Source organism: Mycobacterium gastri (genome assembly GCF_002102175.1).
GTDB lineage: Bacteria > Actinomycetota > Actinomycetes > Mycobacteriales > Mycobacteriaceae > Mycobacterium > Mycobacterium gastri.
The window spans coordinates 102,904-122,730 of record NZ_LQOX01000115.1 but is presented as its reverse complement, the minus strand read 5'-3'; the positions used below and the strand labels follow the sequence as shown (position 1 = coordinate 122,730).

At 65.9% G+C, this 19,827-nt stretch carries 18 protein-coding genes; 7 read left to right on the top strand and 11 right to left on the bottom strand.

Annotation, left to right across the window (positions count from 1 at the left end; genetic code table 11):
* Positions 1–22 precede the first annotated feature (22 nt).
* The 3 genes from AWC07_RS15475 to hisN all read right to left on the bottom strand — a co-directional run bounded on the left by AWC07_RS15475 (position 23) and on the right by hisN (position 3,434).
* The gene (locus tag AWC07_RS15475) at positions 23–1,444 is read right to left on the bottom strand and encodes an acyl-CoA dehydrogenase family protein (protein ID WP_036411222.1); all 1,422 of its coding nucleotides are present in this window, start codon (positions 1,442–1,444) and stop codon (positions 23–25) included.
* Between the two features lie 81 nt (positions 1,445–1,525).
* Positions 1,526–2,632 carry an AmmeMemoRadiSam system radical SAM enzyme gene (gene amrS / locus AWC07_RS15470; RefSeq protein ID WP_036411241.1) on the bottom strand — a complete coding sequence of 369 codons (1,107 nt, stop codon included), beginning with the start codon at positions 2,630–2,632 and terminating at the stop codon, positions 1,526–1,528.
* Positions 2,633–2,651: 19 nt separating this feature from the next.
* On the bottom strand, positions 2,652–3,434 hold the full coding sequence (gene hisN / locus AWC07_RS15465) for a histidinol-phosphatase (RefSeq protein WP_036411223.1): 783 nt from the start codon (positions 3,432–3,434) through the stop codon (positions 2,652–2,654).
* Between the two features lie 23 nt (positions 3,435–3,457).
* Between hisN and AWC07_RS15460 the strand changes: the two genes are divergently transcribed.
* Positions 3,458–3,790 (top strand): hypothetical protein, encoded by a 333-nt coding sequence (locus tag AWC07_RS15460; RefSeq protein ID WP_036411225.1) that lies wholly within the window; start codon positions 3,458–3,460, stop codon positions 3,788–3,790.
* A gap of 5 nt (positions 3,791–3,795) precedes the next feature.
* On the opposite strand, the gene AWC07_RS15455 is transcribed toward AWC07_RS15460, so the two are convergent.
* The 4 genes from AWC07_RS15455 to AWC07_RS15440 form a co-directional block, all read right to left on the bottom strand.
* Positions 3,796–4,935 (bottom strand): PPE family protein, encoded by a 1,140-nt coding sequence (locus AWC07_RS15455; protein WP_085105130.1) that lies wholly within the window; start codon positions 4,933–4,935, stop codon positions 3,796–3,798.
* Between the two features lie 633 nt (positions 4,936–5,568).
* Complete coding sequence (locus AWC07_RS15450) at positions 5,569–6,366, bottom strand: slipin family protein (protein ID WP_036411229.1); 798 nt, start codon at positions 6,364–6,366, stop codon at positions 5,569–5,571.
* Positions 6,363–6,989 carry a hypothetical protein gene (locus tag AWC07_RS15445; protein ID WP_036411231.1) on the bottom strand — a complete coding sequence of 209 codons (627 nt, stop codon included), beginning with the start codon at positions 6,987–6,989 and terminating at the stop codon, positions 6,363–6,365. Before AWC07_RS15445 ends, AWC07_RS15450 begins: the two co-directional genes overlap by 4 nt.
* 3 nt (positions 6,990–6,992) lie before the next feature.
* On the bottom strand, positions 6,993–9,335 hold the full coding sequence (locus AWC07_RS15440; RefSeq protein WP_036411233.1) for a nitric-oxide reductase large subunit: 2,343 nt from the start codon (positions 9,333–9,335) through the stop codon (positions 6,993–6,995).
* Positions 9,336–9,572: 237 nt separating this feature from the next.
* Here AWC07_RS15440 and AWC07_RS15435 point away from each other — a divergent pair, with 237 nt between their 5' ends.
* Genes AWC07_RS15435 through AWC07_RS15425 form a run of 3 tightly spaced genes read left to right on the top strand, consistent with a single transcriptional unit; the run spans position 9,573 to position 12,791 of the window.
* Positions 9,573–10,373 (top strand): universal stress protein, encoded by an 801-nt coding sequence (locus AWC07_RS15435; RefSeq protein ID WP_036411235.1) that lies wholly within the window; start codon positions 9,573–9,575, stop codon positions 10,371–10,373.
* Positions 10,374–10,409: 36 nt separating this feature from the next.
* Positions 10,410–11,057: a hypoxia response regulator transcription factor DosR/DevR gene (gene dosR / locus AWC07_RS15430; RefSeq protein WP_036411237.1), complete on the top strand. Its 648-nt coding sequence runs from the start codon at positions 10,410–10,412 to the stop codon at positions 11,055–11,057.
* A gap of 9 nt (positions 11,058–11,066) precedes the next feature.
* Positions 11,067–12,791, top strand: a complete 1,725-nt coding sequence (locus tag AWC07_RS15425; RefSeq protein ID WP_036411239.1) for a sensor histidine kinase — start codon at positions 11,067–11,069, stop codon at positions 12,789–12,791.
* On the opposite strand, the gene AWC07_RS15420 is transcribed toward AWC07_RS15425, so the two are convergent.
* A complete protein-coding gene (locus AWC07_RS15420; protein ID WP_085105129.1) occupies positions 12,771–13,769 on the bottom strand; it encodes an Acg family FMN-binding oxidoreductase in 999 nt (332 codons plus the stop codon). The genes AWC07_RS15425 and AWC07_RS15420 overlap by 21 nt on opposite strands.
* A gap of 185 nt (positions 13,770–13,954) precedes the next feature.
* On the opposite strand from AWC07_RS15420, the gene AWC07_RS15415 reads away from it, so the two are divergent.
* The gene (locus tag AWC07_RS15415; RefSeq protein WP_036415433.1) at positions 13,955–15,346 is read left to right on the top strand and encodes a WS/DGAT/MGAT family O-acyltransferase; all 1,392 of its coding nucleotides are present in this window, start codon (positions 13,955–13,957) and stop codon (positions 15,344–15,346) included.
* A gap of 2 nt (positions 15,347–15,348) precedes the next feature.
* On the top strand, positions 15,349–15,759 hold the full coding sequence (locus AWC07_RS15410; protein ID WP_036415431.1) for a group III truncated hemoglobin: 411 nt from the start codon (positions 15,349–15,351) through the stop codon (positions 15,757–15,759).
* Positions 15,760–15,766: 7 nt separating this feature from the next.
* Here the strand turns inward: AWC07_RS15410 and AWC07_RS15405 are convergent, their stop codons facing one another.
* The 3 genes from AWC07_RS15405 to AWC07_RS15395 form a co-directional block, all read right to left on the bottom strand.
* Positions 15,767–16,195: a pyridoxamine 5'-phosphate oxidase family protein gene (locus AWC07_RS15405; protein ID WP_036415429.1), complete on the bottom strand. Its 429-nt coding sequence runs from the start codon at positions 16,193–16,195 to the stop codon at positions 15,767–15,769.
* 4 nt (positions 16,196–16,199) lie between these two features.
* Positions 16,200–17,183: an Acg family FMN-binding oxidoreductase gene (locus AWC07_RS15400; RefSeq protein ID WP_036415451.1), complete on the bottom strand. Its 984-nt coding sequence runs from the start codon at positions 17,181–17,183 to the stop codon at positions 16,200–16,202.
* Between the two features lie 276 nt (positions 17,184–17,459).
* Positions 17,460–18,824: an HNH endonuclease signature motif containing protein gene (locus tag AWC07_RS15395; RefSeq protein ID WP_036415427.1), complete on the bottom strand. Its 1,365-nt coding sequence runs from the start codon at positions 18,822–18,824 to the stop codon at positions 17,460–17,462.
* A 449-nt stretch (positions 18,825–19,273) separates the two neighbouring features.
* On the opposite strand from AWC07_RS15395, the gene AWC07_RS15390 reads away from it, so the two are divergent.
* Positions 19,274–19,777, top strand: a complete 504-nt coding sequence (locus AWC07_RS15390) for a hypothetical protein (protein WP_139829717.1) — start codon at positions 19,274–19,276, stop codon at positions 19,775–19,777.
* Positions 19,778–19,827 lie beyond the last annotated feature (50 nt).

Genomic DNA, 19,827 nt, shown 5'->3' with positions numbered 1-19,827 from the left:
TCAGCTCGGGTCAGATCTTGGATCAGATAACGACAACGCCCTCGGCGACGCCGATGGCCCGCAGGTCGCGGTACCAGCGTTCGACCGGGTGCTCTTTGGTGTAACCGTGGCCGCCCAACAACTGGACACCATCGAGGCCGATTTGCATCCCCTTGTCGGCGCCGAGCCGTTTGGCCAGCGCGGCCTCCCGGGCGAAGGGCAGTCCCTGCTCGGCGCGGGATGCCCCGCGCCAGGTGATCAGCCGCAGTCCGTCCAACTCGATGGCGATGTTGGCGCACATGAACGCCACGGCCTGGCGGTGGGCGATCGGCTCGCCGAAGGCCTGGCGTTCCTTCACGTAGGGGACGACGTAGTCGAGAACGGCGTGTGAGGTGCCGACCGCCAGCGCGGCCCAGCCCAGCCGGGCCAGCGCGATCGCTTCTGAGTAGTCGGCGTCGATCGCCTGGTCTTCACCCAGGCGAGCGTTCAGTGGCACCGACACCCCGGACAGTTCGACCTGGCCCAAGGCTGCGGCGCGAATGCCCATGCTCGGGTCCGGCTTGACGGTCAGACCTTTGGCGGCCGATTCGACGATGAACAATGCCGGTTTGCCGTCCAGCTGTGCGGCGACGATGAACAGTTCGGCGGTAGCAGCGGCCGGGACCAACGACTTGACGCCGTCGAGCCGGTAACCGGACGGGGTGCGGGTGGCGGTGGTTTTGAGCCGGGTGGGGTCGAACAGCGGTTGCGGTTCGGCGATCGCCACACACGCCTGCGGAACGTTCTCGCCGGCGAACTCTTTGAGGTAGGTGGCCTGCTGCTCGGCGCTGCCCCAGTGGGTCAGCGCCGCCGCCACACCGCCGGGGGCCAGGATCGGCAATGCCAGCCCCATGTCGCCATACGCGAGGGCCTCGGCCACCAGCACGTTGGTCACGCTGGAGCGGTGCTCGGCGATGCCGTCGAAGTCTTCGGGAATGTTGATTGCGGTGATGCCGAGTTCGGCGGCTTTGGCGATGAGGTCGACCGGGTAGGTCGCGGCTTCATCGGCGTCGTGTGCGGCGGGTCGCAGAATTTCGGCGGCGAACTCGTCCACGGTTTCGACGATCATCTTCTGGTCGTCGTCGGGTGTGAGATCGAAGTAGTCTTTGCCGCTGGCCTTGAGCCGGGTCGGGCCGCCACGCAGGCCCTGCACCCGCCGGAATTGCCGGCTTGCAGCTCCGGAGGTGGAGAAGATCGTTTTCGCGCCGTAGCGCAGGGTCCGGTTCAGCGGGTCGCGCAGGTGGTACTTGTCCAGGAATTCCTGACCGACGAGGGGAGTCAGGAAGGCCAGGGCGACGTCGATTCCGGTCCGTTTGTGCGGCTGCATCCCGATTGCGGATTGGCGGCCTCGGCGGGAAAGGCGCGCCCGGGAACGCCGGGCGGGCGGGCCGGAAGCAGGTACAGCAGCAGGAAGTGTGTTGGTCATGTCAGCTTGCCTCTGTCGTTGGGGCGATGCGAAAACCCTATCTTACTCCGGAGTAAGATAAATGGGCCGGTGTTAGTTACTTCACATTCGTGTCAGGCTGGTCGGCAGCGGAAGCCGGTGCCGGCCCCAACGTTCGGCCGGGCCGTCGTACACACCGGCCAACTGACAGCCACACGCTCGGCAGCATCCGTCATCGGTGAGCGCGTAACGGCGCATCTCATACCAGTCGCGAACCACCACCGCAGTCCCGCACCCCGGACAACGTGTCGTGCCGCCCTCGGCGTCGTGGACGTTGCCGGTGTAGACGAACCGCAGGCCTTCGTCGATGCCGATCCGACGGGCCCGCGTCAGGGTGGCCGGCGGTGTGGGCGGCGTATCGGTCATCTTGTAGTCGGGATGGAATGCGGTGAAATGCACCGGCACGTCGACGCCCAGGTTTTCGCGAATCCATGCGCATTCGGCGGCGAGCTCCGCATCGCCGTCATTGCGGCCCGGGATCAGCAGCGTGGTGATCTCCAGCCACACCTTCGTCTCATGCCGTAGGTAAACGAGGGTGTCGAGCACGTCGTGCAGGTGCCCGGCGCAGACCTTGCGGTAGAAGTCCTCGGTGAACGCCTTCAAGTCGACGTTGGCGGCGTCGATATGGCGGTAGAACTCCGCGCGCGGGGCCGGGCACATGTACCCGGCCGTCACCGCGATCGCTTTGATTCCCCGCTGGTGGCAGGCGTCGGCGGCATCGGCGGCGTATTCCCAGAAGATCGTCGGATCGTTGTAAGTGAATGCCACACTGCGACAACCTAATTCGTCGGCAGCACGAGCGATGTCGGCAGGGCCGGCGCGGCCGGCAAGGGTGTCGGTCTCACGCGACTTGGAGATGTCCCAGTTCTGGCAGAACTTGCATGCCAGGTTGCACCCCGCGGTGCCGAACGACAGCACGGCCGAGCCGGGCAAGAAATGGTTGAGCGGCTTCTTCTCGATCGGATCGACGCAGAACCCGCTGGAGCGTCCATAGCTGGTCAGCACAATCCGGTCGGCGCTTCGGCCGCGGACGAAGCACAGCCCGCGCTGACCCTCGTGCAGCCTGCAGGCGCGCGGGCATACGTCGCACTGGATCCGGCCGTCGTCGAGGCGGTGCCAGTGTTTCGTCGCGATGGTGAACGGGTCGTCCGGTGGCGAAAGGAGGGTCATGTCGTTCTCGAACGCCAGGCTACTCCGCACGCAGCCGGTCCAGAACTTCGTTGTGCAGTAGGCCATTGGTCGCCACCGCGCTGCCGCCGTGGGGGCCGCGGGCGCCGTCAAGGCTGGTGAGTAGCCCGCCCGCCTCGCGTACCAGGATGTCCAGCGCCGCCAGATCCCACACCGACACCTGCGGTTCGGCGGCGATATCGACGGCCCCCTCCGCCACGAGACAGTAAGACAGGAAGTCGCCGTAGCCGCGCACCCGCCACACCGCATCGGTCAGCTCGATGAAGCGGTTTCGCAAACCGAGCTGCGCCCAGCCCGACAGACTCGAGAACGACAAGCTCGCCGAATCCAGTTCCGCCACCGAGGAAACCGACAGCCGGCGCGGCTGCGTGCCGTCAACGCAGGCAAACGCACCCTGGCCGTGCGCCGCCCACCACCGTCGCTGCAACGCGGGCGCGCTGACCACCCCGACGGACGGAACGCCGTCGTCGAGCAAGGCGATCAAACTCGCCCACACCGGTACCCCGCGCACAAAGTTTTTGGTGCCGTCGATCGGGTCGACGACCCATTGCCGTCCGCTGAAGGTGGCGGTTCCGCCGAACTCTTCGCCGAGGATGCTCTCACCCGGACGTTGCCGGCCGAGCGCGGCGCGGATGTCGGCTTCAACCGCCCGATCGGCGTCGGTCACCGGCGTCAGGTCCGGTTTGGTGTCGACGTGCAGGTCGAGGGCACCGAACCGGGCGCGCGTCACCGCGTCCGCGCGGTCGGCGAGCGCCAACGCAAGGAGCAGATCCTGCTGAGTCACGCCAGCAGTCCTACCATGGCGGCGTGGGATGGGAATTGGGCGTGCTGCTCATCTTGGTTGCGGTCCTGGTGGTGTTTCTTGCTCCGCGGTTCATTCCGCCGGGCCCGCGCGGTGCGCTGGCGAGCGGCACGCTGCTGGTGACCGGAGTCAGTCCTCGGCCGGACGCGACCGGCGAGCAGTTCGTCACCATCTCCGGCGTTCTCAATGGCCCAACCGTCAACGAGCACAGCGTGTATCGGCGGATGGCGGTCGACGTCAGTCAGTGGCCGGCCACGGGGCAGGTGCTTCCGGTCGTGTATTCGCCGAAGAATCCGGACAATTGGAACTTCGCGCCGGCCGAGCCGCCACCCGACTAACCGAGTCACCCGGCCGCCGGTGGGTGCGCCATGACTGTGAGCCGCACCCCGTACCGGGGCAGCACGCCGGAGGCACGCGACGGCGCCGGCACCGCCATTCCCGGGACGCCCGGCGCACCCGCGCCGCCTTCCTCGGTGCCCGGAATCGTGGTCAGGCCCGCGGGCGACAATGCCGAGACGGTCCGGGTGGCCGGGGCGGCCCAGCTCGCCGGCACGGATAGTTGCCCGATCGAACCGGCCCGGCCCGCATTCGCAAGCACCGCGTTGCTACCCAGCCCCAGTCCGGCGCCGGTTGGCTGTTGTGCCGCGACCAGCAGCGGCGAGGCCTCGGCCGGCATCGTGTCCGCGACACTGGTCAGCGCCGGCGCCAAGGCGGCTTCATCTCCGATGATGCCGTCGACAACCGACTCGAGGCTCGAGATTGCGCTGAATGTCGCGTACGCCCCGAAGATGCCATCGAGGACGGTGTAGTCGGCAGGAAGGAGATTGGGTATTTGTATTCCGGACAGCGCCCCCAGTGATTGGGACACCGCGGAGATCAGCTGCGACACCGGGTCGGTGGCGGCCGCGCTGGCGTTGGCTTGGGCGACCGCGGCGCTCTGGGCGCTGAGCCCGGTCGGGTTGGTGATCTGAGACGGCGAGGAGAACGGCGCCAGTTGCGCCGCCGCCGTCGAGCTGGTGGCGTAGCCGAACATCGCCGCGGCGTCCTGGGCCCACATCTCGGCGTACTGTGCCTCGGTGGCCGCGATCGCCGCCGTGTTCTGGCCGAAGAAGTTGGTGGCGATCAACGCCATCAGCTGGATGCGGTTGGCTGCGATCGCCGGCGGTGGCACAGTCATCGCAAACGCTTGGTCGAAGGCCGCCGCCGCGGCCCTGGCCTGCATAGCGGTCTGCTTTGTCTGGGTCGCCGTCGTGTAGAGCCAACCCACATACGGGGCGACCTTTGCGGCCATCGACTCCGATGCGGGGCCATACCAATCCAAAGTGGTCAGGCCGGACACCACCGATTCGTAGGTCTGGGCAGTGGTGTCCAGCTCGGCGGCCAGCGTGTCCCAGCTCCCCGCCGCGGCGAGCAGCGAGCCGGGGCCCGGGCCGGTGTACATCCGGCCGGAGTTGATTTCGGGTGGCAGTAAGGCGAAATCCATTGTGTCACATCTCCTTAGGTGGTGGTGGGGTAGGCGGTGCCCGCGATCGGTTCGGTGCATCATCGGTAGGTGCCGCGTTGGCGGTGTCGTGGAAGACAGGTTGTCCCCGTCGGTCCGGAATCCAGGACTAACAGCGCACCGGGTCAGTGAGATTGCGGCCCAGGACCTTTCGGGCTCTTTTCAGGCAGCGTCGTGGGAGTTGGATCGCTGGTGGGCCATTCGCACAGGGCATGTTGGGTGACCTTCGATTCCGGAATGCCCTAAAACTGGCAAGCCACAGCCGACCGCGTACGCCGGTTGGAGTGAATTTTAGGCGACGGCTAAATGAATTCACAGTGAATTTGCCAGATGGACCAGAGAGAAACGAAAGCGTGCCGGAGCTCCTCGGTGTTCGCGATTTGCCCGATCGCTGGAATGGTGGGGTGCAGGTGTCCCGGTAGCGACACGGCAGCCGGCCACCGGAGTCGACGAAGGGTCCGGCCGGTGATCAGCCGGCCGCCGGTGGCGGCGACATCACGGTGAGCCGAACCCGTAGCAGGCCACGACGCTCGAGGCTTGCTTCAGCGTGCCCGCCGGGCGCCCCCGGCGTGCCGCCGCCGCTCTGCGAGTTCCCCGGACGGCGCGGTTGCCCGGTTAGCCGCGGTGGTTGAAGTTGTCGACCACGCTCTGCAACAGTTCAGGTTGCCGCAGAAACGGGGTGATGATGTCGACCGGCAGCGGGAAGACGACCGTCGAGTTCTGGTCGGCGCCCAGCTCCAAAAGAGTTTGCAGATAGCGCAATTGCAGTGAGGCGGGGCTCTTCGACAAAGTCTCGGCGGCTTCCCGCAGCTCCTCGGACGCCTGCAGCTCGCCTCGGGCATTGATGACCTTGGCGCGGCGTTCCCGCTCGGCTTCGGCTTCGCGGGCCATGGCCCGTTGCATCGACTCGGGAATTTCGACGTCCTTGATCTCTACCACGCGAACCTGCACACCCCACGGCTCGGTCATCTTTTCGATAATCGTGCGCAGATCGCTGTTGAGGTCCTCGCGATGTGCCAGCAGGGTATCCAGGTCCGCGCGGCCCAGCAGGGAGCGCAGTGTCGTCTGCGCGATCTGCGACGTGGCCACCGCGTAGTTCTCCACCGCCAGAATCGCTTTCATCGGCTCGGTCACCTGGAACATGACGACCGCATTGACGCGGGCCGGCACGTTGTCACGGGTGATCACCTCCTGCGGCGGAATGGTCAGCGTGACCAGCCGCTGGTCGACCCGGATCATTTTGTCCGCCAATGGAATCAGTAACCGAAGCCCCGGTTGGTAGAGGGGGCGCACATGCCCCACCCGGAACACCACGCCGCGCTCGTACTCGCGCAGCACCGCTAGCGACAGCACGGCAAGCACTACCAGCACCACCACACCGACAACGACGATACCGATCACCACACCGGTCACGATGTCTTGTCCTCCTTGCCTTCCCAGCCGCCCCAGCGAGTCGAATAGCGGTCGATCGCGGCGGCCACCTGGTCTTCGATCGCGGTGCGATGCGGTAGATAATCCGGCGCGTTGGACGGGGTGTTCCACAGGTGGCGGGCGAGTGGCAACCCGAGCAGCACGACCACCAGTATGGTGCCCGTCAACACCAACACCTCAGCCGGCGAGTGATTGGCGATCAATGTCGCCAGCGGCAGCACGATTCCCAAAGCGGCTACGCAGCAGGAGATCCCGCGGTGAAACCGGCCGGCGTCCGAGTGCGGCCACGGGTCCACCTCCCGGCTGATCTCCCGGCCGTGGTCCGACGTCGTGCAGCTGTCTTTGACCGGACAGCTGTTGCACACCACCGGCAACGCGCGATAACGCATGACCCGATGCTTGGGATCGAACGAACTCGGCCACAGCCACTGATCCTGTGGACACACCCAGGCGTCGTGGTCGGGGTGATACGTGAATCGGCCGGTGCGCCAGCGCGCCGCACGCGCTGATGCCCGCCGCGCCATCGAGTCGAAGCTCCACCCGATGGCCAGCAACGCCAGCGAATACCCGGCGAACAGCCAGACCGAGGCAGCCGGCGGCGCCACCGCTCAGTCCCTCGCCGGCGATTGAGCACCGGATGTCGACTCCGCGTGGACCTCGGTGTAGAGCGGGTGTTCCGGCAATTCCTCGACCGTCGACCCGGAGCGGAAGTTGCGCAGCGCGGTCCAGGCGATCCAGACGAACGGCAGCACGCCGCCGACGATGAGGATCAGATCACCGGGCATCCGCAGCCATTCGATCACCGCGTTGCCGGGCTTGGTGATGTAGCCCAGCGACCGCGCCTCGAAGTAGCCGTCGTTGACCGAGTGATAGAGCTGCAGGATGCCCAGCGGCAGCAGGGTGGCGAACACCATCCAGGCCAGGCCGATGTTCATGCCCCAGAACGAGATTCGTGCCAGCTTCTCCGGCCACTTGTCGGCCGGGATCACATAGCGGAAGGCGAACATCGCCAGGCCGACGGCCAGCATGCCGTATACCCCCATCATGGCCGCGTGCCCGTGGTTTGCCGTCAGCGCGGTGCCGATCTCGTAGTAGGACACCACCGGCAGGTTAATCAGGAACCCGAAGATGCCCGCTCCCACGAAGTTCCAGAACCCGACCGCAACCAGGAACATCACCGCCCAGCGATGCGGGAACGGGTTGCCGTCGCCGGACTGTTGGCGCGCGCCCAGCTGCAGGAACGCCCACGCCTCGACCGTCAGGAAGGTCAGCGGAATGACCTCGGCAGCCGAGAAGAACGCGCCCAGCGCCATGTGCTCCACCGGGGTGCCGGAGAAGTACAGGTGGTGCATGGTGCCGATGACGCCGCCGGCGGAGTACAGGATGACGTCGAGGAAGATCACGCCCAGGGCGATGCGTTCCCGCACCACACCGAGCAGCACGAACATATAGGCCACCATCACGGTGGTGAACAGTTCCAGGAAGTCCTCGACCCACAGGTGCACCACCCAGAACCGCCAGAAATCAGCGACGGTGTAGTGGGTGCCGCTGCTGGCCAGCAGCCCCACGGTGTAGAAGGTGGGGATCGCCAGGCCGGAGAAGAAGAACAGCCACGGCATGTTCATCTTCGACTCGCCTTTGAGCCGGGCGCGCATGCCGCGCCAGATGATCGCGATCCAGACGAACATGCCGACGATCAGCAGGATCTGCCACAGCCGCGGCAGGTCGAGGTACTCCCACTGCTGGGAGAGCAGCCCGCCGCGGGGAATCACGCCGTAGATGGACAGCGCCTCGCAGATCAGCGAGCCGAACACCACGACCGCAACCGCGCCCAGCAGCACGTAGGCCAGCAGGCCCTGGCGTTTGGGCTCCCGACGGCTGATGAACGGCACCAGGAAGATGCCGCCGGCCAGAAACGCCGCCGCGGTCCAGAACAGCGCCAGCTGCAGATGCCAGGTGCGGGCCAGGTTGTAGGGCAGCAGCCGGGCCAGGTCCAGGCCGAAGAAGTTCGACAAATCGGCCCGGTAGTGCTCGGCGGCGGCGCCCAGCAGTGTTTGGGCCAGGAAGAGCACCGACACGATCGCGAAGAACCAGATGGTCGCCCGCTGGGCCGGCGTCAGGCTCACCTCGCCGGGTTGGCGGAAGGAGAGGTTGGACGCCTCGGCGCTGTGCCAGCCGACCTTCTGGCTCCACCGTCCGTAGATGGCGAACATGATCCCGATGCCGCCCAGCAACGCGATCAGCGACAGCGCCGACCACAAGATCACCGCTGCGGTCGGACCGTTGTCGACTCGCGGCTCGGCCGGCCAGTTGTTGGTGTAGCTGTACTTGTGGCCGGGCCGCTCGGCGGCGGCCGCCCATGCCGTCCAGGCGTAGAACGCGGTCAGGTCCCGGATTTGCGCCTTGTCGGTGATCAGCTGCGGCAGCAGCCCGTACTTCGTCGAGTTCTCCCCGAAGTAGGCCGCGTAATGGTCTTGAATCCGACCGAACGCCGCAGCCTGGCGGTCGGTGAACACCAGCGTCTTGGTGTCGGGGTTGTAGCGGTTGGTCCGGAATTCGGTGACCACCCGATCGCGTGGGTCGGCCACACCTTCGGCCCGCAGTTGATCGGCGACGTCGTCGGTGGCCATGCGCAGGTAGTCGGCGGTGTAGTCGGGCCCCAGGTAGGCGCCGTGGCCGAGCACCGATCCGTATTGCATGAGGCCACGCACCTGGTAGAGCTCTTGGCCGCGGGTGATGTCATCGCCGGTGAACAGTACCTTGCCCGATTCGGTGACGACCTTGTCCGGCAGCGGCATCGCCGCGGTATAGGTGCGGTAGACCAGGATTCCCATCACCAGGAAGCCGAAGATCATCACCAGGGCCACACCCTGAATCCAGCCCTTCCCGATCAAGGGACGCGACGATTGCCGGCTGGGAATTGGCGATGACGATGTCTGTTGAGCAGCCATTCCGAGATCTCCTGTCTGGATGATGGGCTGTATCGCCGCGGATTCAACTCCTTGTTCACATGCAACGACGGCTCGTAAACATCCAATTCGTCTAACGCGGCCCTGGCAATAGTGCGTTTGACCGGCCGCTGTTCTGTAGGGACCAATGGCACCGATATCGGGACCAACGCCCCTGGGTAAGCCGGGTGCCTCATCGATAACGTGCGAGTAGCCAACGGCTCAGCAGAGGAGAGCACGATGAGCAACCCGTCAGCTCCGGCGGTGGTCGTCGGTATCGACGGATCGAAGGCGGCAACCCAGGCAGCGCTGTGGGCGATCGACGAGGCGGTCAGCCGAGACATTCCGCTGCGCCTGGTGTACGTCATCGATCCGCTGGAACCGTCGGGCGGCGGCGGTCGTGATGGTCGGCAAGGCACGGCGCACGCGGCACTGTTCGATGTGTGCCGTGCCGTTGAAGCAACCGGGCGTCCGATCAAGGTGGAAACCGAAGTCCTGTGGGGCAGGCCGCTCACCAAGCTGATGGAGGAGTCCAGGTCGGCGGTGATGGTCTGTGTCGGGTCCATCGGGCTCAACCACGCGCGCCGCGGCGAGGGCTCGGTCGCGGCGACCCTGGCCGGAGCGGCGCTATGCCCGGTGGCGGTCATCCAGCTGCCCCCCGGCGGAGTGCCGGTGCCCAAGGTCAGCACGGTGGTCGCGGAGCTGAACAACGGTTCGGTGCTGCGACATGCGTTCGAGGAGGCAAGGCTGAGGGGGGTTGCGCTGCGGGCTCTTTCGGCACGCGCGGCCGAGACATCGGGCGACGCCGGCGACGGAAGCCGTTTGGCGCAAGCGCAACTGACCCGCCGGCTGGCCCGGTGGACGCGGCTGTACCCCGACGTCAAGGTCGAGTCGACGGTCATCCGCGGACATGCCTGCCGTTACATTGCCGCCAATGCCAAGCCGGACCAGCTGTATGTCACCGACTCCCATGCCGCGCAGGTGTGCAACGTCTACAGCGCGGGATGCTCGGTGCTGACCGTGCGCAGTGGCAACTTGTAGAACAGCCAATCTCGGGACGATCTCAGGAGTGATGTCTTGGTAACAGTCTTCTTGGTCGACGACCACGAGGTGGTACGGCGCGGCCTGATCGACCTGCTCGACGCGGACCCTCATCTCGAGGTCGTCGGTGAGGCGGGTTCGGTTGGCGAAGCGATGGCCAGAATTCCGGCGGCTAACCCCGACGTGGCGGTGCTCGACGTCCGGTTGCCCGACGGCAATGGCATCGAGCTGTGCCGAGACCTGTTGTCGCGCATGCCGGAACTGCGCTGTCTGATCCTGACGTCGTACACCTCCGATGAGGCGATGCTGGATGCGATCCTGGCCGGTGCCAGTGGATATGTCGTCAAGGACATCAAGGGGATGGAATTGGCCCGCGCCGTAAAAGAGGTAGGCGCGGGACGGTCGCTGCTCGACAATCGGGCCGCTGCCGCGTTGATGTCCAAACTGCGGGGCGGTGTCGAGAAGCCGGACCCGTTGTCGGGCCTGACCGAGCAGGAGCGGACACTGCTGGGGCTGTTGAGCGAGGGTCTTACCAACAAGCAGATCGCCGACCGGATGTTCTTGGCCGAAAAGACGGTGAAGAACTACGTATCGCGGCTGTTGGCCAAGCTGGGAATGGAGCGCCGGACGCAAGCCGCGGTATTCGCAACGCAGTTGCAGCGCTCGCGGCCAGGCGCTGGATGACGCGCACCCATGGTTGACAACAGGCTTCTCGCCGATACCCCGGACTCCGGTCTGCGCCCGCTGCGCCAGACGCTTTCCCAGCTGCGGCTGCGTGAGCTGCTGGTGGAAGTGCAGGAGCGGGTCGAGCAGATCGTGGAGGGCCGTGACCGCCTCGACGGGCTGGTGGAGGCCATGCTCGTCGTCACGTCGGGTCTGGACTTGGACACCACCCTGCGCACCATCGTGCACTCGGCGACCAATCTCGTCGACGCCCGCTACGGTGCCCTGGAGGTACACGATCGGGACAAGCGGGTGCTGCAGTTCGTCTATGAGGGCTTCGACGAAGAGACCGTTGAGCGGATCGGCCACCTGCCCCAGGGCCTCGGCATCATCGGGCTGCTTATCGACGAGCCCAAACCGCTACGGCTGGAAGACCTTTCATTGCATCCGGCATCGGTAGGCTTTCCAGCCAACCATCCCCCGATGCGCACGTTCCTCGGGGTGCCGGTTCGGGTGCACGACGTGTCGTTGGGCACGTTGTACCTGACCGACAAGATCAACGGTCAGCCGTTCAGCGACGACGACGAGTTGCTGGTCCAGGCGCTGGCCGCGGCCGCGGGTATCGCCATTGCGAACGCCCGCCTTTACCAACAGGCCACGGTGCGCCAGTCATGGATCGAGACCACCCGTGACATCGCCACCGAATTGCTTGCCGGCACCCAACCCGCGGCGGTGTTTCGGCTTGTTGCCGAAGAGGCGCTCAAGCTGACAATGGCCGATGCGGCTCTGGTGGCCATTCCGCTCGACGAGAACGTGCCGGCCGCCGACGTGACGGAGCTGCTGGTGATCGAGACGGTGGGCGACGCCGTGACTTCCATTGCGGGGCAAGTCATTTCGTTGGCAGACACGGCGCTCGCGGATGTCTGCGTCGACAGCAGCCTGAAACAGGTCGAGAAGTTTACGCTGGACGGTGTCGACGTCGCGGGTCCTGCATTACTGTTGCCGCTGCGGGCTACCGATACGTGCGCCGGCATCGTTGTGCTGTTGCATCACGGCAGTTCTGGACCGGTCACCGAGGACCAACTCGAGATGATGGCCGCCTTCTCCGACCAGGCCGCACTGGCGCTGCAGCTGGCCGGCTCGCAGCGCCGGATGCGTGAGCTCGACGTCGTGACCGAGCGCGACCGCATCGCACGCGACCTGCACGACCACGTGATCCAGCGCCTCTTCGCCGTCGGCCTGGCGCTGCAGGCTGCCGTTCCGCGGACGCGGGTCCCCGAAGTGCAGCAACGACTTTCGGAGGCGATCGACGATCTGCAGGGGGTCATCCAGGAGATCCGCACCACGATTTTCGACCTGCACGGGGCCTCGCAGGGCATCACCCGGCTCCGGCAGCGAATCGATGCCGCCGTAGCCCAATTCGCCGGATCGGGCTTGCGGACCTCCGTCCAATTCATCGGCCCGCTGTCGGTGGTCGACAACGTGTTGGCCGATCACGCCGAGGCGGTGGTCAGGGAAGCGGTCAGCAACGCCGTCCGCCACGCGCGGGCCACGACATTGATGGTCCGGGTCAAAGTCGCCGACGACTTGTGCATCGAGGTGAGCGACAACGGGTGCGGAATGCCCGACCAATTCACCGCCAGCGGCCTGACCAATCTGCGCCGGCGCGCTGAGGAGGCGGGTGGTGAATTCGCCATCGAAGCCACCGCCAGTGGCGGCACATTGTTGCGCTGGTCAGCCCCGCTCCTCCAGTAGCTCCCGGGGTCCGTCGACGACCTGCGAAAGACTACGCCGCGGCGTGGCCGGTAACGGGTCGGCATTGATCGGCGCCCAACCGACTCGGAGCAGCATCTGCGGGTAGCCGCTGTCGCCGAACACGTCCGCGCGAACGGCGTCGCGTGTGCTCTGGATCTCCAATGGTTCGGTGATCGGGCAGGACGCCAATCCCATAGCGGTTGCGGTCAACAGGACGGCGCTGGTTGCCTCCCCGGCCCGCAGCCGAGACACCCGGTCGTCTTGGTCGGTGCGCAGGGCCAGGATGACGCCGCCGTCGTCTGCGGGTGAGACGCCGGGGGGTTGGGCCAGCGCCGGTGCGGCGAACAGCCGGCCGGGGATCGGCGCGCTGCGATCCGAGGGCGGAGTGTTCCGGGCCGGAACCCCGGCCACGCCGCCGTACCGTCCACTCCAGGTCGTGAGCTCGCGGATGTACTCGTCGTCGCCCGCATGGCGCCACACAGCCTGGGCGACAATTGATCTCATCTTGTCCAACGCGTCGACCTGGCGGAGCATGACCCCACAGCGAGCCGCCCGCGCGGCCATCTGGGCGATGTCACCTCCGGCCACCGGCCAACAACTGTAGACGCGACGGTCGGTCCGTCGCCGCGGGATAGCCGCGGCCAGCGCGATCTCGGCGTGGTCGGGATCATGCGGCTGGACCTGGATGGTCGCGAGGTGGCAGGGGTCATCCGGATCGGGCAAGCGGTTTACTTTGGCGTGCCATCCCATCGAGGCCAAGGCGACGACACAGTGATGGAGCGCGACACCGCAGCTGATGATCAGATCGCGCCCGTCCGGGTCGGTGCTGTGCAGCTGCATGTCAGGCTCGGAGAACAGGTCCAGACTCGCCGCGCCCACTCGCCACCGCCACGGTTGGGTGTTGTGGACCGAGGGCGCACGGGTGGCCAGCGTAAGGACCGCTCGGAGGGCGCCCGCGTCCGGGAATTGGGCATTCATGGCTGCCTTTCCGATTCAGACAAGCCGTCCCATCGCTGTCATGCATCAAGGATCGACACGGAACACCCGATCGTGGCAGAGGAGGAAGCCCCCGGCAACCAGGGACTTTTGGCCCTGCCGCGATGGCCGTGCACGGGGCATAGTGTTACTGAGAGTTGCAGATAACTGGGGAAAAGATACCGATAATGACTCACCTGACCACGCTGGACGCCGGGTTCCTCAAAGCCGAGGATGTCGATCCGCGAGTCAGTCTGGCCATCGGCGGCCTCGCGGTCATCGAAGGCCCGGCGCCCGACCAGGATGTGTTGGTATCGGTGTTTGCTGAACGTATTCGCACCTGTCCGCGGTTCGGGCAACGGTTGCGGCTGCACCCGTTGGACTTGGGCGCTCCGGAATGGGTGGACGACCCGGACTTCGACATCGACCGGCACGTGCGGCGGGTTGCGGTGCCGCATCCGGGCGACGACCGCGAGCTGTACCGGCTGGTCGCCGATGTAATGGCCCGGCGTTTGGACCGCGACCGCCCGCTGTGGGAGCTCTGGGTCATCGAAGGTCTCACCGACGACAGGTGGGCGATGCTGACCAAGGTCCACCACTGCATGGCCGACGGAATCGCGGCTTCCCACATCCTGGCCGGATTGTGCGACCCCAGCGGTCATGTCGCTCGGGACAGTTTCGCGGCGAAGACCCACGCCGCGCTGAAACCAGAGTTGGGCGCATCGAATCCACTGAGCCTGCTGAGTGGCCTATGGACTGCCCCCGGCGCGATCACGTCGGGTATCGTCCGCGTCGTCCAGGGCGCCGGCGAACTGCTCGCCGGTGTGTTGACCCCCGCCGAGTCGACGCTGAACGGGCCGCTGAGCGACTTGCGTCGGTTCGGCGGGGCGCGGGTGTCGCTGGCCGACCTCGATCTGGTGTGCCAGACGTTCGGAGTCACCATCAACGACGTTGCCCTGGCGGCGATTACCGAGAGCTACCGTAACGTCCTGGTTGCGCGCGGGCAACGGCCCAGGCGGGGTTCATTGCGCACTTTGGTGCCGGTTTCGGTCCGGTCGACGGACGCCTTCGGCGAGATCGACAATCGCGTGTCCGCGATGCTTCCGGATCTTCCCGTGGAGGAGGAGGATCCGGTGCAGCGGCTGCGCAGGGTACATGAACGGTTGAGCCGGGCCAAGACCAGCGGTCAGCCGCAAGCCGGAAACGTGTTCATGTCGTTTGCGAATCGCATTCCGTTCGCGGTGACGGCCTGGACGGTCGGCCTGCTGATGCGGTTGCCGCAGCGGGGGATCGTGATGGTGGCGACGAATGTGCCCGGGCCGCGTCACTCGCTGCGGGTCATGGGCAAAAGGGTGGTCGCGGTGTACCCGGTTCCGCCGCTGGCGATGCACCTGCGAACCGGCGTTGCCATGCTCAGCTACGCCGACGACCTGTGCTTCGGCATTCTCACCGACTATGACGCGGTGGCCGACGTCGACCAACTGGCGCGGGGAATCGAAGCCGCGGTAGCACGGCTGGTGGCAATCAGCAAGCGGCGCAAGGCCCGTCGCACCCGAGGACCATTGTCCCTCGTCGTGTGACGATGAGTGGACCCGATATCGTCGACCGTTTCGACGTAGAGGCACTGCTGCGCCGTTTCTATGGTCGGGCGTTGACCGACGAAGTCCTCGCCGAACCGTTCGCCGAGCTGCGGGCCAGCGGGTTGGACGCGCACCTTCCGGTCATGTGCGACTTCTGGGAGACGGTGTTGTTCGGTGCTGGGCTATACCGCGGGAGCGCGGTGACCGCTCACCGAGATGTACACCAGAAGACCCCGCTGTCGGATCGTCACTTCGTCCGGTGGCTGACCCTGTGGAACGACACCGTCGACACGATGTATCACGGACTGGCGGCCGACCGTGCGAAAGTTCAGGCCGCCCGGATGGCATGGGCCATGCATCGGCGGCTCACCGGTGACGATGCCCCCGAACTCGACGCATTCGTCGGGCGGTGAACCCCTGTCACGCAAACGTCTCGGTACGGTCCGGCTCCGGTCCGAACAAGAAACGCCGGCCGGTGATTTCGGATGGGATAACCCGCACGTAGTGCAGCTTCAACGTCGCGACCCACGGCCTTAGTTGGGCCTGCTCGGCTTTCTGGACCTCCGCGTCGGTATGCAGAACTCGTGCGTAGCCTTTGACGATCACACTCCAGCCTTCCTCGGCGTTGTGATCGTCGGCCTCGAAGGCGACTGGGCTATTCGTCACGGCGAGAAACAATTTCGTGCCTTCGGCCGTTCGGAAGAGCACGGTGCGATCCTGCACGACGTAGTTGACCGGGAAGATCTCGGGCTCACCGGCAATGCTTGTCACCAGCCGGCCCAGAGCGGCGCTGCTCAGCAGTTTCCAACTTTCCTCGTCGGACAGGAATGTAACTGGCTCATCGGGCATCAGCTCAACCTTTCTCGGGTTTGCGGCGAATTTCGAGGACGCTCGCTAGCGGCCGGCGCGGGGTCGGCGACGGAAAGTCGTCGATGGGTGGGGTGATGCCGACCCGGACCAGGACTTGCGGCTCGCCGCGTTGGCCGATCAGGCCACGGATGATGTCGCGGCTTTCCCGCGATTCGATGAGATGGGATAGCGTGCAGGTCGCCATCCCGGCCACGGTGCATTCGAGCAGGATGGTCGACAGCACTTCTCCGCACCGCAAAACGTCGATCCGCGCGTCGTGCGGCGTGGACAGCACCAGGATTTTCGACCAGTCGGCCGTGATCTGCGCCCGGCGCTGCTGGTGGCTTCGCACCGGGAAATCCCGGCCCACGTCGACCCGGAGGCGTTCGGTGTCGGATGCCAGTGCGCTTGGTGGCACACCCTCTGCTAGCGCGAATGGTGAAGTCCACCAATCAAGTTCGGCATGATAGGACGCATCGTCACGACGCAGGGCTTCGCTGAATTGTGATGCCTGCACCAGTAGCGGCCGTTGCTCGTCGGTGAGGACATCCAGCATCGCAACGTCGTCGTCGACGGCGCCGCGCAGCACCGGCTCGAAAAGGTTCCAGTAACTGGGGCGGTGAAACGGAAGCCGATCGGTTCGGCGCTGCAGAATTGCCTGGGCGCGCTGTCGCTGGGCCGCGGTGACGTGATCGATGGGGCTGAATTCGACTATGGCCAAGTGGTCGGGGTCGTTCGGGTTAGGCAGGCGGGTGATGCTCGCCTGCCAATGAGCGGCCGTCATCGCGACTTGGAGGTGGTCGAGTGCCGCGCCGCAGCTCATGAGCGTCTGCCGGCCGGAATGATCGGTGGCCGGGACGGTTCGCTGGCGATCCACGAACAGGTGGGCAGTGTAGATGTTGCCGCTGTGCTCGACGACCCATCGCCACGGTTGACTGTTGTGGACCGACGGGGCGCGGCAGGCCAGCAGCACTGCGTTTTTCAGCACCTCTACGTCCACCAGGACGACGTTACGGGCGATTTCGAGTGGTTCGATAGGGTCATTCGTCATTTCAGGGAAATGTATTGTGTCACTGTGAGTTCACGGTGATCGGCGTCGTTGGCCGACGGTAAACCCCCGGCCGGTGCGCCGTAATTTCAGCCTTTCGTTTGCTGAAACCGCGTCGTCGGGCCAAGCCGGGGGCGGCGGCATTCCCGCCTGCCAGCGCTGTGTGAGGCCGCCTGGAAGCACGTAGGCGTCACGGGTGAGACACGCTTTAACGCGTCAAACGGGTTCGTCGTCGTCGGTGTCGCGGAGGAATCGTTCGGGGTGATGGTATGGGTTGGTGCGGGGCTGTCCGCGATCGAGGTGCGCCGGTGGTATCCATTCGGTGTCGCCGTGGGCGTTCTTGCGGGTGGTCCAGCCTTTTTCGGCGAGTCTGTTATCGATACCGCAGGCCAGGGTGAGCTCGTTGATATCGGTGCGGCGGGTGGTGGCCCAGCCTCGGACGTGATGGACTTGGCTGTGGTAGGCGGGCGCGTCACAGCCGGGCTTGGTGCACCCACGATCCTTGGCGCACAACATGATTCGCTGAGCTGGGGAAGCCAGCCGTTTGGTGTGATACAGCGCCAAGGCCTTGCCGCGGTCAAACAGCGCCAGATAGTGATGCGCGTGGCTGGCCATACGGATCAGATCCGACATGGGCAGCCGCGAGCCCCCACCGGTCAGACCCTTGCCTGCGGCGGCTTGTAAATCCTGCAAAGTGGTGGTGACGACGATCGACACCGGCAGCCCGTTGTGCCGGCCCAGATCGCCCGAGGCCAACAGGGCCCGCAGTCCGGCCACCAGGCCGTCATGATTGCGTTGCGCTTGGCTGCGGGTATCCCGGCGGACCGCGTCCTCGTCGGGTGTGGCGTCGATGACGGGTGTTTGGTCGTCGGGGTTGCAGGCGCCGGGGGCGGCCAGTTTGGCCAGCACGGGTTCGACGGTTGCGCGCGCTTCAGGGGTGAGGTGGCCGCTGATGCGCGACATGCCGTCGAATTCCTGCTTGCCGATCGAGATTCCGCGTTTGCGGGCCCGCTCCTGCTCGCGCAATTCCCCGTCGGGGTTGAGCCAGTCCATGATCCGCTGGGCGTAGATGGCCAACTCATCGGGGCGATACCCGCTGGCCTTGCGGGCCAGGTCGGCCTCGGCGGCTTCCCGGGTGGCCAGGTCCACCTCGGCAGGCAAGTGGGCCAAGAAGCTGCGGATCACCCGAACGTGCCCGTCGCCGATCAGGCCGTCGCGTTGGGCGGCCGCGGTGGCGCTCAACTGCGGCGCCAACGGCTCTCCGGTGAGCGCCCGCCGTTGCCCGAGATCGGCTGCTTCGTCGAGGCGCCGGCCGGCCTCGGCCTTGGTGATGCGCAACCGGTCGGCCAGCGCCGAGCGCAGCTTGGCGCCCAGTTCTTCTTCGCTGGCCTGTGCGCCGAGCTGATTGATCAGCGTGTGCTGGGGGGTGCGCAGCCGGCGCGCCACGCGCTCCAGGCGCTCCAGGGCACGTAATCGTTCGGGGGTGGTGAGCACGTCAAAAGACAACTCGCACACGCGGTCCAGGTCCGCCTCGAGCGCGTTGAAGACCTCGACGATCTCTTCACGACTGCTCGAACCCATGCCCCAAATTTTACGAAGGGCCACCGACAACAATCCCCGCCATGTGACCACTGAAACCACAGTGACACAAGGGATTACAGAAGATTTGATGGCTCGATTCTGCCCGGCCCACAAGCGGCACCGCGCCGCAACAACGGAAACAGCAGGTGGTTTCGGCGACCAAGCTAAGCCTTGACCTGAGTGGCGTCTGCGTCGGGCATAGAGTCGCTCGATCCCGTCGCCGAGCTTTCTGTCCTTCGTGGCGATGACGACAAGATCAGCTGCTCTGGACCCGCCGACCTTCATCCGAGCCGCCACGACCCTTGCTCGCGCGCCAGCACGCCTCATTGTTCTCGCGGAAGCTTGGGGTAAGTAAGGGCCATGAGTGCTTCGCTGCTTGCCATCGTGTTCGCCGCCCTGCTCTTCCCGGGCAATCCGTTGAAAGTGCTCCGCAACCCCGTGCCGGGGTGTTGACCGCCGTGCACGACGTTCTGGTTCACACGGCGGGCGTGATAGGTGGCCGCGCGGCAGCGCCAGAGTGGCCGCTGCCGGACATCGATTCGGTGGACCAACAACTGGGCGGGCTCATCCAGGCCCGCATCTTCGCGCGCCAGACCCTGCTAGCGCCGCGGCGATGGGGCGTACGCGAGCGGGCCCAACGCGCAGAGCGGCAGACCGTATGTGTGGCGCTCTTTGCCGGCTCCGCGCTGCACCTGGTGCGCGTCGTCACGTCGCCTGACGACGTCGGTGGCCAGCTCTCGCAACCGGTGTGTGCGGCGATCGACGACCTGGCCACCGGAGCGGCCGTCGCCGAAGCGGACCCCGCGGTAGCGGCCGCGCACGCGGCCGCCGCGCGCCGATGCGCGGCGGACCTGGCTTCTGTCGCCCGGAACACGAAGGAAATAGTGCTCGCCGATGTCGTCCGGGCCTGCGCGGACGACCTCCAACAGGTCATCGACCTTCGGCAGAAATGAATCGCTTTCGGCTCACGTCTGTTCGGCGAGAAACTCCTGCGCGACGGCAA